Source organism: Shewanella sp. 38A_GOM-205m (genome assembly GCF_000518445.1).
Taxonomy (GTDB): Bacteria; Pseudomonadota; Gammaproteobacteria; order Enterobacterales; family Shewanellaceae; genus Shewanella; species Shewanella algae.
Map to the genome: position 1 here is coordinate 1 of NZ_JADP01000019.1, position 14,404 is coordinate 14,404.

General features: G+C 53.4%; 14 protein-coding genes and 1 pseudogene. 7 read left to right on the forward strand and 8 right to left on the reverse strand.

Features of this window, described 5'->3' with window-relative positions; genetic code table 11:
• The 4 genes and pseudogenes from N512_RS0112445 to hutI form a co-directional block, all read right to left on the reverse strand.
• Positions 1-244, reverse strand: a pseudogene (locus N512_RS0112445) (IS110 family transposase); the annotation flags it as partial.
• A gap of 248 nt (positions 245-492) precedes the next feature.
• Positions 493-1,065, reverse strand: a complete 573-nt coding sequence (locus N512_RS0112450) for a hypothetical protein (RefSeq protein WP_156029201.1) — start codon at positions 1,063-1,065, stop codon at positions 493-495.
• A 132-nt stretch (positions 1,066-1,197) separates the two neighbouring features.
• The gene (locus N512_RS0112455; RefSeq protein WP_028780545.1) at positions 1,198-1,986 is read right to left on the reverse strand and encodes a hypothetical protein; all 789 of its coding nucleotides are present in this window, start codon (positions 1,984-1,986) and stop codon (positions 1,198-1,200) included.
• A gap of 373 nt (positions 1,987-2,359) precedes the next feature.
• Positions 2,360-3,586, reverse strand: coding sequence for an imidazolonepropionase (hutI, locus tag N512_RS0112460; protein WP_028780546.1), 1,227 nt, complete (start codon positions 3,584-3,586; stop codon positions 2,360-2,362).
• Positions 3,587-3,732: 146 nt separating this feature from the next.
• On the opposite strand from hutI, the gene hutC reads away from it, so the two are divergent.
• From hutC to hutH, 3 genes are read left to right on the forward strand one after another with little or no spacing between them, the layout of a single operon-like run.
• Positions 3,733-4,455 (forward strand): histidine utilization repressor, encoded by a 723-nt coding sequence (gene hutC, locus N512_RS0112465; protein WP_028780547.1) that lies wholly within the window; start codon positions 3,733-3,735, stop codon positions 4,453-4,455.
• A gap of 47 nt (positions 4,456-4,502) precedes the next feature.
• The gene (hutU, locus tag N512_RS0112470; RefSeq protein WP_028780548.1) at positions 4,503-6,173 is read left to right on the forward strand and encodes a urocanate hydratase; all 1,671 of its coding nucleotides are present in this window, start codon (positions 4,503-4,505) and stop codon (positions 6,171-6,173) included.
• A complete protein-coding gene (gene hutH, locus N512_RS0112475) occupies positions 6,173-7,714 on the forward strand; it encodes a histidine ammonia-lyase (RefSeq protein WP_028780549.1) in 1,542 nt (513 codons plus the stop codon). Before hutU ends, hutH begins: the two co-directional genes overlap by 1 nt.
• A 129-nt stretch (positions 7,715-7,843) precedes the next feature.
• On the opposite strand, the gene N512_RS0112480 is transcribed toward hutH, so the two are convergent.
• The gene (locus tag N512_RS0112480; RefSeq protein WP_037474971.1) at positions 7,844-8,527 is read right to left on the reverse strand and encodes a DUF3157 family protein; all 684 of its coding nucleotides are present in this window, start codon (positions 8,525-8,527) and stop codon (positions 7,844-7,846) included.
• Between the two features lie 511 nt (positions 8,528-9,038).
• Between N512_RS0112480 and N512_RS0112490 the strand changes: the two genes are divergently transcribed.
• The gene (locus N512_RS0112490) at positions 9,039-9,473 is read left to right on the forward strand and encodes a hypothetical protein (RefSeq protein WP_028780551.1); all 435 of its coding nucleotides are present in this window, start codon (positions 9,039-9,041) and stop codon (positions 9,471-9,473) included.
• A 129-nt stretch (positions 9,474-9,602) separates the two neighbouring features.
• On the forward strand, positions 9,603-10,883 hold the full coding sequence (locus tag N512_RS0112495) for a mechanosensitive ion channel family protein (protein ID WP_025889546.1): 1,281 nt from the start codon (positions 9,603-9,605) through the stop codon (positions 10,881-10,883).
• A gap of 30 nt (positions 10,884-10,913) precedes the next feature.
• Here the strand turns inward: N512_RS0112495 and N512_RS0112500 are convergent, their stop codons facing one another.
• Entirely contained in the window at positions 10,914-11,534 is a 621-nt protein-coding gene (locus N512_RS0112500) for a LysE family translocator (protein ID WP_028780552.1), read from the reverse strand.
• Between the two features lie 64 nt (positions 11,535-11,598).
• Positions 11,599-12,156, reverse strand: a complete 558-nt coding sequence (locus N512_RS0112505) for a lysophospholipid acyltransferase family protein (RefSeq protein WP_025889547.1) — start codon at positions 12,154-12,156, stop codon at positions 11,599-11,601.
• A gap of 446 nt (positions 12,157-12,602) precedes the next feature.
• On the opposite strand from N512_RS0112505, the gene N512_RS0112510 reads away from it, so the two are divergent.
• Both N512_RS0112510 and N512_RS0112515 read left to right on the forward strand, forming a co-directional pair.
• The gene (locus N512_RS0112510; protein ID WP_025010598.1) at positions 12,603-13,028 is read left to right on the forward strand and encodes a YybH family protein; all 426 of its coding nucleotides are present in this window, start codon (positions 12,603-12,605) and stop codon (positions 13,026-13,028) included.
• 62 nt (positions 13,029-13,090) lie between these two features.
• The gene (locus N512_RS0112515) at positions 13,091-13,660 is read left to right on the forward strand and encodes a Tll0287-like domain-containing protein (RefSeq protein ID WP_028780553.1); all 570 of its coding nucleotides are present in this window, start codon (positions 13,091-13,093) and stop codon (positions 13,658-13,660) included.
• Here the strand turns inward: N512_RS0112515 and N512_RS0112520 are convergent.
• On the reverse strand, positions 13,623-14,402 hold the full coding sequence (locus tag N512_RS0112520; protein ID WP_028780554.1) for an NRDE family protein: 780 nt from the start codon (positions 14,400-14,402) through the stop codon (positions 13,623-13,625). The genes N512_RS0112515 and N512_RS0112520 overlap by 38 nt on opposite strands.
• Positions 14,403-14,404: the final 2 nt, after the last annotated feature.

Here is a 14,404-nt window from a genome sequence, read left to right on the forward strand (position 1 = left end):
TGAAGGGGGCAACATACTGTGGACTGATTTGTTTAACTTCATGTCCGTATTGCCTGAACTGGCGTGACCAGTAATTTGCACTGCCGCACGCTTCCATCACAATACGGGACGGAGGCTGCTGAACAATAAACGCCGTCAATTTTTCACGGGTGATCATTTTATTCGCTTTCTTCTCACCCTGCGCAGATACGATATTCACCTGAAAAACTCGCTTTGCCAGATCAATTCCGATAATTTGTTCCATGGGACACCTCTTCATATTGCTGTTGGTTTGCACTTACAGCATGGCTCACTGAAGTCTTTGTGGGGAGGTGTCCATTTCATTAGTTCCTAAATGTAGGTCACTGGCCTCATTAGTCATCATCGTGCTTAGTTTAGCATCCTTTAGCAAGGAGCCTTGTAGTACAGGGCTTTCCGAGTGTATGCGTATAAACTCAAGCCAAATAAGGCTTTCAGCAGGGTGTAGCACAATTAGGAACACTTATTTAGACATTAGCTTAATTCTGCAAGCTGGACAGCTTTTCTCGTTATTATGAATTTTCTGGTTCCTTTACTGCCGAAATCTAATCGAAGAATGCCAAACTCCACCAGAGTTTTAAGATCATCTTCTAGGAACCTAGGTTCTTTTATCACAAGTTGGCCTGCGCCATCTATTAATATGAGACTTGGAGTCATACTTCCCAATTGACTAGACTCCCAACATTCTCTAGCACCAGACTCACTGAACTGCTTAATGATAGAAATAGCTTGTTCTGAAAAAATACTGTCTGGACGAATCGTTGTGGCAAGATTAGCAAAACAATCAATATTAATCGCGACCGAGGCTAATATTTGATCTAATGAATCTAATCGTTCAAGTAGATCTTGATGGTTTAAAAGCAAAAGGGCTTGGATCTCATTACCTAATACTCGATTGTGTTCAATACCAGAAACCACATCAATGTGATGTCTTTCTTTTAACCAACCAATAAACTCAGACAATTCCCTTCCAGAGTTCTCGCCTTTAAAATTACAAAGTAATCCAACAATGGTTGCAAAACTAGTTGCAATAGATATCGGCTCCATGCCAAATTCCCCAATGATTTTCACAGTGTACACAAAGTGAACTATTATTGACATTTGGTCAACACGTATAAGCTTTCGACCAAAAATTTTCTGGCAGAAAGCTCGCAATGGGGCTCTTTGCTAGGTGATTTCTCAATCTAGCTCCATGCATGTCTGGCTTTTTAGTAACTTAAATATATCTGGACGTTCCTGTAAAAGAACATCGGACGCCATGTCTTGTATAAATGGAGCAACCCAATATTGTGAACCTTCAGGCGGGGTCATACCTACTTCTAAGTGATCCACATAATCTGATGACATCATATAGCTCTCATTTATTGTCAGTATGTATGACATATTTAAAATAAACACGTCACGGACATCTACCCTGAGTTGGTCTAAATGATGGAGACGCTCATCCATATAAACTTCACCGTCATTGAGCATCAGTAATGCAAAAAAATTATAATGCATATTATCATTACAACGCTCTCTGATACCGTCATATCGTTTATCAATTTTGAGTAATGAATTTAGATCAGATAAAGACGCCGAGCTATCAAGGTATTTAGACATCTTAGGCATTCTCGGTAATGGTTTTCTACCATGTAGCCAGTCATTTATTTCTGTAATGTAGTAACCGGAACGCCCTACATTATCATTTATATATAAATTGGTATATGCATTAACCATAACTGAGTCATAGTATTTTCTTAGAAGAGCATAAGCATCATTCATCTTTCCTTCTTTTAATACTAATCTTATTGACTCAATTGTGCCTTTCATCGACATGAAAACATATGTGTCCATATTAATTATTGAAGTTGTTCCAATAGTGATGAACCCCATCACTGCATCAGAAAGATTTTCGTAAAACTGTGCGTAATAGTTCAGTTCTTCGAATATTTGGTGATTAACATAATTATCGTCTGTTGATTGCATTATTTTATACTCTATCGACGCACACTGGAGAAACAGTCCCTGTCCGCGATGCTTTGCGGGCTAACACTGAGTCTTGTTATGCGATTTAAGGGCCACAGTTAGCATGCATATCAGATTGCCAATCTCTAAGCCCTCCAACTACTAGATCATACTTTTCTGGCTGCTCGGTAAGCAGAGTCATTTGATCATGCTAACCAATTTAGGCCAATCTGTCAGATATGGTCACGTCAAGGAAACGAAACTGACAGATTGGATCCATGCTAATCCAGTTAAAACTGATGAGTCAAAGCTGTGCAGCTATTCCCTGGCGCTGGGATGTCGGCGCGCAAGCCGACAGCAGGTCGGTGACCTGCCATCCAATCACTTGCCAAACTTATTGATGAATAAGTTTGCCCCCCTTGATGACATCCACCAACGGATTCACGCCGTAGCTGTAGGCGAGTTCCGCTGGAGTTGAGATCCGCCACAGGCAGAAGTCGGCATCCATTCCCTGACGCAGCATGCCTATGCGCTGTTCGCGGCCCAGAGCGCGGGCGGCGTTGCGGGTGACACCGGCCAAGGCTTCTTCCGGCGTCAGGCGGAACAGGGTGCAGCCCAGGTTGAGCATCAACAGGGTTGAGCAGATGGGGGAAGTCCCTGGGTTGAAGTCGCTGGCCAGCACCATGGGCACCTGATATTGGCGCAACAAGGCTATCGGTGGCATCTGGGTTTCCCGCAAGAAGTAAAAGGCGCCGGGCAACAAGGTGGCGCAGGTGCCGCTCTCGGCCAGGGCCTCGACCCCGGCTTCATCCAGATACTCGATATGATCCACAGACTTGGCCCCCAGACGGGCGGCCAGTATTGAGCCGCCCATGTTGGAGAGCTGCTCGGCGTGCAATTTGATATCCAGCCCTTTGGCCTTGGCGGCGCTGAGAATGACTTCTGTCTGCTGCAGGTCGAAGGCGATATTTTCACAAAACACATCCACTGCATCGGCGAGATCTTCCGCCAATATCTGAGGCAGCATCTCCTCGATTACCAGTTGCACATATTCCTGCTCCCGGCCTTGATATTCTGGTGGGAAGGCGTGGGCGCCCAGGAAGGTGGTGACCACATCCACATGGTGGTGTTTGCCCAGCTCGCGGGCGACCCTGAGCAACTTGAGTTCGGTGGCGGTTTCCAGCCCGTAGCCCGACTTTATCTCCACCGTAGTAACCCCTTCCTTGGCCAGGGCGTTGAGGCGGCGGCGAGCCTCGTCGAACAGTTCGGCCTCGCTGGCCTCACGGCAGGCCTTGACTGTGCTGATAATGCCGCCACCGGCACGGGCGATTTCTTCATAGCTGGCGCCCTTGAGACGCAGCTCGAACTCGTTGGCGCGGTTACCGGCAAACACCAGATGGGTATGGGCATCTATCAACCCGGGCGTCAGCCAGCCGCCTTTGCCTTTGTAAACCGGAGTTGCCAGCACGTCGAAGGCAGGCAGTTCGCTGCGCTTGCCAATCCAGGCTATTTTGCCATCTTTTACTGCCAGGGCCGCGTCGGTGATGGCGCCATAAGCCTCTGATACAGAAGGGTCCATAGTGGCAATATTGATATCTATCCAAACCTGATCCCAGGACATGCTTGCTCCTTGTTGTTTGCCTTAAAGCCGGCCGCGGTGGCGGCAACTGCCGTGATTTTGTGAGCTAACTTGTATTTACTTGTATATACAAGCTAGGATTATAGCCGAGTTTTTCAGCAGATTGAAACCAACACAGAGTCGATTCGATGAGCACAGCCAAGTTCGCCCGCATTAAACAGTACATCTCAGACCGCATTGAGTCAGGCGAATGGGTGGAGCACTCCAGGGTGCCTTCCGAAAACCAACTGGCGGAGCTGTTTGAGTGCAGCCGGATGACGGCCAGAAGGGCCTTGACCGAGCTGGTGGACAACGGCGTGCTGGAGCGCAGTCAGGGGCTGGGTACCTTTGTGGCCGAGTTCAAGTCGCAGTCATCCATGTTGTCTATCCGTAATATCGCCGATGAGATCAAGGCCCGCGGCCATGGTTACAGCGTGCAGGTGTTGGAGCTGACCGCCATAGAGGCCCTGGCGCCTATCGCCATCGCCTTGGGGCTGGAGACCGGCAGCCGGGTGTTTTACTCGGTGCTGGTGCACTGTGAAGAGGGGTTGCCGCTACAGCTCGAAGAGCGTTTCGTGAATCCCCAGTTAATCCCCGACTATCTGCAGCAGGATTTCAATTTGCAGACCCCTCATGAATATCTGTCGCAGGTGGCGCCTTTGACCGAGGCACGCCACACCATAGAGGCGATAGTCGCCAATGAACAGATACGCGCCCGCTTGGCGATTCCCGCCAGCGAGCCCTGTTTACAGATACTGCGCCGCACCTGGTCACGCCAGGGGGTGGTGAGTTTTGCCCGGCTGATCCATCCAGGCAGCCGCTTCCGTCTCGGAGGGCATTTGACCTTCAGAGGCGAACATAAACCTAAATAAAAACAACAAAATAAACCACAAGACAAGCAACAGAGGAATGGAAGTTTATGGATAAGAGACATGATCCGGCGCGCAAAATCATTGCGCCGACCGGCACCACTCTGAACTGCAAGAGCTGGCAGACCGAAGCGCCGCTCAGAATGCTGATGAACAACCTGCATCCGGATGTGGCCGAGCGCCCCGAGGATCTGGTGGTTTACGGCGGCATAGGTCGCGCCGCCCGCGATTGGCAGTGCTTCGACAAAATCGTCGAGGTGCTCAAGCGTCTGGAAGAGGATGAAACCTTGCTGGTGCAATCCGGCAAGCCGGTGGGAGTATTCAAGACCCATAGCGATGCCCCCAGGGTGCTGATCGCCAACTCCAACCTGGTACCCCACTGGGCCAATTGGGAACACTTCAACGAGTTGGACAAGCAAGGACTGGCTATGTACGGCCAGATGACTGCCGGCTCCTGGATCTACATAGGCACCCAAGGCATAGTCCAGGGTACCTACGAAACCTTTGTGGCCGTGGCCAAGCAGCATTTCGACGGTGAAGCCAAGGGCCGCTGGATCCTGACCGGTGGCCTGGGCGGTATGGGCGGTGCCCAGCCTCTGGCCGGTACCATGGCCGGTTTCTCTGTGCTGGCCTGTGAAGTGGATGAGACCCGTATCGATTTTCGTCTGCGTACCCGTTATCTGGACAAGAAGGCCCATAGCCTGGACGAGGCACTGGCGATGCTGGAAGTCGCCAAGGCCGAGGGCAAGCAGGTTTCCGTCGGTTTGCTGGGCAATGCCGCCGATATCTTCAGTGAGCTGGTTGAGCGCGGTATTACTCCGGATGTGGTGACAGACCAAACTTCGGCGCACGATCCGCTGAATGGCTATCTGCCTCAGGGCTGGACGCTGGAGCAGGCCAAGGAGATGCGCCTCAAAGACGAGGCCGCTGTGGTCAAGGCCGCCAAGGCTTCCATGGCAGTGCAGGTTCAGGCCATGTTGGCGCTGCAAAGCCGCGGCGCCGCGACGCTGGACTATGGAAATAACATCCGCCAGATGGCGTTTGACGAAGGCGTGGCCAACGCCTTCGATTTCCCCGGTTTTGTTCCCGCCTATATCAGGCCGCTGTTCTGTGAAGGCATTGGCCCGTTCCGCTGGGCGGCGCTCAGTGGTGACCCTGAGGATATCTACAAGACAGATCAGAAGGTGAAAGAGCTGATCCCGGACGACCCACACCTGCACAACTGGCTGGATATGGCTCGTGAACGTATCGCCTTCCAGGGGCTGCCGGCCCGTATCTGCTGGGTTGGCCTCAAAGATCGCGCCCGTCTGGCGCTGGCCTTCAACGAAATGGTGAAAAACGGCGAGCTGTCGGCGCCTGTGGTCATAGGCCGAGATCATCTGGATTCTGGCTCTGTGGCCAGTCCCAACCGGGAAACCGAATCCATGCTCGACGGCTCGGATGCCGTCTCCGACTGGCCGCTGCTCAATGCGCTGCTCAATACCGCCGGTGGCGCCACCTGGGTGTCGCTGCACCATGGTGGGGGTGTCGGCATGGGCTTCAGTCAGCACTCCGGGGTAGTGATCCTCTGTGACGGCAGCGATGCCGCCGCCAAGCGGGTATCCCGGGTATTGTGGAACGATCCGGCCACGGGCGTGATGCGTCATGCCGATGCCGGCTATGAGATTGCCAAGCACTGTGCCAAAGAGCAGGGCCTGGATCTGCCTATGTTGGAGGACTGATGATGACCACTCAAATCACTCTGACACCGGGAAGCCTGACACTGTCTGAACTGCGCAGCATCAGCCGCGCGCCAACCCAGCTGCAATTGCATCCGGAATCGCTGGCAGCTATCAACAGCAGCGCCGCCGTGGTGCAAAAAGTATTGGATGAGGGCCGCACGGTTTACGGCATCAACACCGGCTTTGGCCTGTTGGCCAACACCAAGATTGCCCCGGCGGATCTGGAACTGCTGCAGCGCTCTATCGTGTTGTCCCACGCCGCCGGTACCGGCCAATTGATGCGGGATGAAACCGTGCGGCTGATGATTGTGTTGAAGATCAACTCGCTGTCCCGCGGTTTTTCCGGGATCCGTCTCGAGGTGATCAACTTCCTGATCGCCCTGGTCAATGCCGGTGTCTATCCTTGCGTACCCGAGAAGGGCTCAGTGGGGGCCTCGGGCGACTTGGCGCCGCTGTCGCACATGTGTTTGCCGATCATAGGCGAGGGCGAAGTGCGTTATCAGGGGCGTATCATGCCCGCCATCGAGGGCTTGAGCATCGCCGGGCTGAAACCGATTGAATTGGCCGCCAAAGAGGGCCTGGCCCTGCTCAACGGCACCCAGGCATCGACGGCGTTGGCACTGGAAGGCTTGTTCCACGCCGAGGACCTGTTTGCCGCCGGCTCTGTGGTCGGCGCCATGAGTGTCGAGGCGGCCATGGGCAGTCGCAGCCCGTTCGACCCGAGAATTCATGCGGTGCGCGGTCAAAAGGGCCAGATAGACTCGGCGGCAGTATTCCGTCATCTGCTGGGGAGCGGCTCTGAGATTGCCGAGTCACACGCCAATTGTGAAAAGGTGCAGGACCCTTACTCCCTGCGCTGTCAGCCACAGGTGATGGGCGCTTGCCTGACGCAGATCCGTCAGGCGGCCGAAGTGCTGGAAATTGAAGCCAACGGCGTGACAGATAACCCGCTGGTGTTTGAAGATACCGGCGAGATCATCTCAGGCGGTAACTTCCATGCCGAACCCGTGGCCATGGCGGCGGATAATCTGGCGCTGGCCATTGCCGAGCTGGGGGCCATCAGTGAGCGCCGCATTGCGCTGCTGATCGATTCCAATCTTTCCAAGCTGCCGCCATTCTTGGTGGAAAACGGTGGGGTTAACTCGGGCTTTATGATTGCCCAGGTGACAGCCGCGGCACTGGCCAGTGAAAACAAGACCTTTGCTCATCCGGCCTCTGTCGACAGCTTGCCGACCTCGGCCAACCAGGAAGATCATGTTTCCATGGCGACCTTTGCCGCCCGCAGGCTCAGGGATATGGCGGAAAACACCCGCGGAGTGCTGGCAGTGGAACTGCTGGCCGCGGCCCAAGGGCTGGATTTCCGCTCGCCGCTGCAGCCAAGCCCGGCGGTAGCCAAGGCCAAGGCTGAACTGCGCGAGCGGGTTGCCTTCTATGACAAGGACAGGTACTTCGGTCCGGATATCAGCAAGGCCACTGAGCTGCTGGCGAGTGGGCGCTATAATGCCTATCTGCCAAAGGAGCTGCTGCCAAGCAGCCTCTGAGCCGGGACGCGCCGAAAGGGCCTGCAGACCCTTTGGCATCTGACGGTACAAGAGTCCGTATAAGAAACACAAAGAGCGCCATTTGGCGCTCTTTGTTTATCAAATTAACACAATGCCTAGAGGCTGGCGTTACCAGGTATCCAATTCTGTGATCTTCAGATTCAGCAACTGCTTCTGCCACTGGTTTTTATCTACTCCTTCAACCCAGATCACCGAGGATTGCCGCTGCTGGCCCTTGCGCAGATAGGTTTCCGGCATACGTTTGATGGCACGCCAGACCTGCAGCTCCTCTTCTTTCATCTTGCGCCCTTGATCGTTATAGAAGCTGGCACTGATCAGGACTTCGACCATATCTTCACTGCTGTTGCTGTCAAGCTCGAAGGTCAGGCCCAGTTTGTCGCCTTGCCACTGCACTTGCTGCAGCGAAACGCTGATCCCTTCTCTGGCTGTCTTGCCGAGCAGTCCGGGAGTGGTCATGGCGCTCTGGGTCAGCTGTTCGACCACGGCGGCTTTGCTTGGCTCTGGTTTGGCGGCCATTTCCACTGCTGCCGCTGTGGCGGCTGTGGTATGGGCGGCCGTATTCGGCATCTCGGCAACCACTTCTTCAGTGGTCGTTTCGGGTTCGGTGGCGCTGATCACCGCCTCCGTGAGCACATACTCCCAGGTGAAGTCATCTTTGAGTATGACTCTGGCACCGTTTTCAAGAGTGACTTCGGCCACCTGAGCCGGCTCGGCGATGGCAAAGCTTGAGCTCAGTATCAGTGCCAGGGCGCTGACGGCAAAGCTGGGTTTGAAAAGATTTTGTTTCGACATGAAAAAATTCGCTTGGCTGAATCCTGCGTCAACAATAACCGGGCTAACCTGGGCTGGCAATGACGAAAAACACAAACTTGGTTGCTTGGCATACAGCAAGCCGGGGTTGTATGTTCGAGTGCCTGTGCTTGGGGAAGGTGCGAACAAGCCCCATGTGTGCTCTGCGTTGGCTTACCGGCTTGGATACCAGGCTTGGTTCGCAGCAAATGACCCAGTCCTTAGCAATAAGGTGAGGTTGTTGCCCGCTAATGTGTCAGCCTTGACTGCAAAGGGTGTCAGAATTTTCTTGTCGGCGACTTTGGCTCTGGGTATGCCTGAAGGGTAAGGGCATTATGATCTCTTATGCTTTGGCTGCGGTAGAGAGTCCTATGACACATCCACCCGGCTTTGTGGTGAATTAAACCATTCAATGAAACAATCGCCAGGTTTGTAACTCTTTGGTCAGCGTTTACTTACAGCATACCCCCCTATATGATCCCACTCTTAGTCTATTTGATAGTTTGGAGAGGGTATGCCGTCGAATACCAAGGCCTGGTTGTCGAAGGCTCTGCAATTTGGCGGGGGATGCTTTTACCTGTTGCTGGCCTCATGGAGTCTGTTTCATGTGGCAGGTTGGGTGGGCACACTACCTGACCATAGCGAGCACTGTCAGGAATCGATACTGCTGAGTAGTTGGTCGCCGGATAAAGATTGGCAGGCCGACATCAGTTTTTCCAACTGCAGCCTGCACGGGCACGGACATTGGCAGAGCCATCTGGACTTGATTGATCTTGAGTCGGGTGAGCATTTTCCGAGTTTGCTGGTGGTATCCGGTCGCCACGATGAGTTGAAGCTCGACTGGCACAATCACAGAGAGTTATTGATTTCCGGGCTTCCCATAGATCACCTGGAGCACTTCCAGCAGCCATTGGGTGCCGAAGTGGTGCTCGCCCTAAAAGGTGATTGAGCGCACGTTTTCCTGTGCGGACGGGATCGACTGTTCAGCCAAAGTTAACACCTGTATGTTACTCTGCAACCTGACTCAGGTTTGAGTCGGGATGAGTGAATTTTCTCTGAGAGGTTAATTTTGGATAACTTGGACAAAGACTTGAGATTCGAACTGTCACACTGGTTATCGCAGCTGGGTATCGATAGCCAGCCAGCCGACGGTTTGTCCACTTCGCTCATGGTGCTTGCCTGCCTGTTGTTGGCGGGACTGGCTTATTTCATTGTTCGTCGCGGTGTGGTGCGGGCGATGAACCTGGTGATTCAACGTTCCAAGGTCACCTGGGACGACATCTTTATGCGCCACAGAGTGTTGGAAAAGCTGGCCATGCTGGTGCCGGCACTGGTGCTCAACCTGCTGATCCCCATAGCACTGACAGATCATAAACTGCTGGCCAGTCTGGTCGACAGGCTGCTGAGTGTCTGGCTGGTCGTCTTGCTGATCCGCGCCGCCTATTCGGCATTGGATGCGGTAAACGAGGTGGCGGATGTTAAGCTGATTAGCCGTCGTCTACCGGTGAAGAGCTTTGTGCAGTTGATAAAGCTGTTCCTGTTCTTCGTTGCCATCATTATTTCCATCTCTGTGCTTGCCAACCAGTCTCCTGTCTACTTCCTCAGCGGCTTGGGTGTCGCCACAGGTTTGGTGATGTTGGTGTTCAAAGACACCATTTTGGGGTTTGTTGCCGGTATTCAGCTGGCGGCTAACCGCATGGTCAGCACCGGCGATTGGATCCAGATGGATAAATACGGCGCCGATGGCGCGGTGGAAGAGGTGTCGCTGACTACGGTCAAGGTTCGCAACTGGGACAAAACCATCACAATGATCCCGGCCTATGCGCTGGTATCAGACGCCTTCCGCAACTGGCGTGGTATGTCTGAGTCCGGCGGCCGCCGAATCAAGCGCTCGGTCAACATAGATATCAACAGCATACGTTTTCTGACCGAAGAGGACAGGAAGAAGCTGGAGAAGATTAACCTGTTGAAAGAGTACCTGCCGAAGAAGATCCATGAGATCACTGAATGTAATGCCAAGGTGTCGGATATCGAAATGCCGGTCAATGGCCGCAGGCTGACCAATGTGGGGACCTTCAGAGCCTATCTGCTGGAGTATCTCAAGCACCACGACAAGGTGCATAAGGAGATGACCCTGATGGTGCGGCAGTTGGCACCCACCACCGAAGGTCTGCCGATCGAGTTATATATCTTCACCAATGATACCCGCTGGGCATATTATGAAGATATTCAGTCAGATATCTTCGATCATATCTTTGCCATCTTGCCACAATTCGATCTGCGTGCTTTCCAGGGCCCAACCGGCAATGATATTCGCAGCTTAAAAGATAATGGAGCCGGTGCAAATAAACCCACTTAGGCTTATTTACACCTTCCCTAAAGCCCTTCCTTAATCTTTAACGGCCAATACAGTGGCGAGGGTGACAAACACCCCGCCACTGACGCGATCCAACCAATGCAGCCGTTGGCTGCGCTTAAGCCATGAGGCCAGCACACTGGCCATAGAGGCGTAAATCATCACAAAGCTGAAGTCTACCAAGGCCCAGGTGGAAGCCAATACTGCCAACTGAGGTCCCTGGGGTGCGCTTACATCGATAAACTGCGGAAACAGGGCGGCGAAAAACAGCAGATCCTTGGGGTTGCTGATCCCCACCAGAAATGCCTGACGAAACAGACTGAAAGGATGGCCACGTCCCTTGGGGCCGACACTTTGCTCGGCCGCATGGGGCTTGGTGAGCAGCAGTTTAATCCCCAGATACATAAGGTAAGCGGCACCGCACCATTTGAGCAGGGTAAAGCCGTATTCGCTGGCATGCAGCAGGGCGCTCAGTCCGGCGATGGAAGCCAACATCAACAGCAAGGCCGCACTGACACTCCCCAAGGCCGTGGCCAGACTGCGGCGTTTACCAAAATGGATCCCGTGAGAGATAGATAACATGGCGATCGGGCCGGGGGAGATGGCTATCAGTAAGATCGCAAACAGGTACAGCAGGAAGGTCTGGTGATCCATAATTTTGTATACAAAGTTTCCGGGTAAGCGTCACTATAGTCCGGTGACGCCTGCCGAACAAGACTCACTTGTCCGCTGAATAGTCCGGAATTGTTTTGGGGAAGCGGCCGCGAATACCGCGATAGAAGGCGATAAGCTGATCCATGTCTTGCTGCATGTCCGCACTCGGTATCAAAGGCTGATTTATCACTACCGCCTTCTGGCTGAAGTCCAACCCCACGGCCACAATCGGTACCCCTGCCTTGGAGGCGATATGGTAGAAGCCTGTCTTCCAACGTTTCACCGGGCTGCGGGTGCCTTCCGGTGCCAGCGCCAGCTTGAAGTTGGGATCCTGACGATACAACTCGCTGACCGCATCGACCAGATTATTGTTCTTGCGTCTGTCTACCGGGCTGCCGCCTATGGCTCTGAAAAACCAGCCCCAGGGAGGAATGAAGAGTTGATGCTTGCCGAGAAAGTGGATCTTGGCCGCCAGAGCCCCACGGGCGAGCACACCGAGAATAAAATCCCAGTTACTGGTGTGGGGGGCCACTATCACCAGATATTGCGGGGAGTCGGGCAGTTGTCCGCGAATTTGCCAGCCGAACAGAGAAAGCAGCCATTGGCAGATTTTTTTAAACATAGAGAGATGCCAAACCTTGGGTTGATTAAAGGTATAGTCCAAAAGTGGTCAGGGAGACGTCAGTCCTGTGCTTGGCGAAGACTTTCATTGGGTTAACAATGTATACCTTCACTTAAGCAGTGGCCGAGGGAAAACATGATTTCAGCATTATCCCGTTTGTGCAAGCCTGGGTTCTTCTTCCTGAACACAGCCTGGCCGTCCACATCATACCAAGACGATGATTTACCCAGATCTTTCCCTATCGTACAAGGTAAGATGCGAACGAATCTCATATGTGCTCTGCGTCGGCTTATAGGACTGGATGCAAGGCATGGTTCGCAGCAAATGGCCCTGGTCCTTTGCAAGAAGCACTTCCCAAACAGATAGGTTAGTATCATACATAGAAGCCCAGTGATTGTGGCGACACAGTTTCCGGGGCTTGTTCAGGGAGGTGCAAAGGAGGGAGTATGAAAAAATTAATCTTTGGGCTCCTGTCTGTACTGCTGCTTGCGATCGCCCCGGCCAAAGCGGTACCGACAGATGAAATTACCGAGTTGCTCAATCGTCAGCAACAAGCCTGGAATCAAGGCGACATCAATGCCTATATGTTGGGCTACTGGCACGATCCCAAGCTGAGATTTGTCTCCAAAGGCGAGTTCAGATATGGCTGGGACAAGATGCTGGCCGCCTATAAGCGCAGCTATCCGGATCGCGCGACTATGGGCCAGCTCAAGTTGGAGCTCAAGGATGTGCAGATGTTGAGTAACTATTCTGCCTTGGTGGCCGGTCGTTGGGTCTTGCTCAGGCAAAAGGATAGTCCATCCGGGGTCTTTACCCTGTTGCTGGAGAAGAAAGACGACCAATGGGTAATCACTCACGATCACTCATCATGACTTGCATAGGGAATTAGATTTATCTAATATCTTTCTATTAAAAAAATCTAATGGAGCGCCCTATGTTGAAACCTACACTTATCGCCTTGCTGGCTTTCGCCTTGGTGAATCAAGCCATAGCCGAGCCGGCAACGGCAGAATTTAAAACCGAGGCAGCCGCGCTGGCCAAGCGCTTTGCCCAAACACTCAAGCCGCAACTGCAGCAAGCTCTGGCCGAAGGTGGCCCGGTGGCAGCCATCGAGGTTTGTTCCCATAAGGCGCCGGAAATTGCCCGCCAGCTCTCGGCCGAGAGTGGTTGGCAGGTGAAACGTGTCAGTCTGAAACCCCGTAATCCGGCGGCCGAGCCGGAGGCTTGGCAGCGACAGGTTTTGCTGTCATTTGATACGCGGGCCGCAGCTGGTGAAGACCCGCAGACTCTGAGCCAGGTTGCCCAGACAGAGTCACAGCTGCGTTTTATGAAGGCCCAGGGCGTAGCACCGCTTTGCCTCACCTGTCATGGCAGCCAATTGGCGCCCGAGGTCAAAACCGCATTGGATGAGCACTACCCGAATGACAGCGCCAGAGGTTATCAGCCGGGGCAGATCCGCGGCGCCATCAGCATAGTGGCTCCGCGTTTGTCAGCGCAAAACTGAACTGCTCCAACCCCAATTGCCGCCCTTTGCCATCATACCTGGCTTCGTAAAAGTTCAGCTGACCCTCGCGGGAAAGGAATATCAGGCTGGTGGCCCGGGTGCCGTATTCCGGGTGGCGAATATAGATGGACGACAGACGCCGCTCCCATTCCAGGCTGACACCTGTGGTTGGCAGGCTGGTGTCCGGCGCCGGGGTCTCATCACGCATTATTGCCAGCAGCTTATCTATATCCGGCTTGGCCGATTGGCTTATCAATCGCTCCAACGCCTGCTCGCCGCGGGCCATCTTGGGCCAGATATCATCCAAGGCACCATTGCTGATGGCGTGAAAGCCCCTGTTCAAGCGTCGCAATGACTTATCCAGGCTGTGATAACACCAAAAGTGCTTGCCCTGGCCGAAAACCAAATTGAAAGGATTATAGTTGTCGCTGTGCTCGCTGAGCCATTGCGGCTCTATTGGCGTTTGGCTATCTAGCGCCTTGAGTACCAACTCCCCGCGGCTGCGCATACCATCCGGCTGAGTGATCGGCTGACGGATATTGGTGAGGCCGGCCACAGTTCCCAGGCGATTACAGCCAAGCCAGGTACCCCCTGCCTGCAGATCCTTACCCGCCAGCAGTTGCTGCTGTGGTGGCCAAAAGTGTGCCGGGGCCGTGGGCCTGTGATGAAACTCATCGCGGTTGGCGCAGAGGATCAGCGGATAATCCGGGTGCTGATCCAGCGCCAGAAACAGAATGCACATGG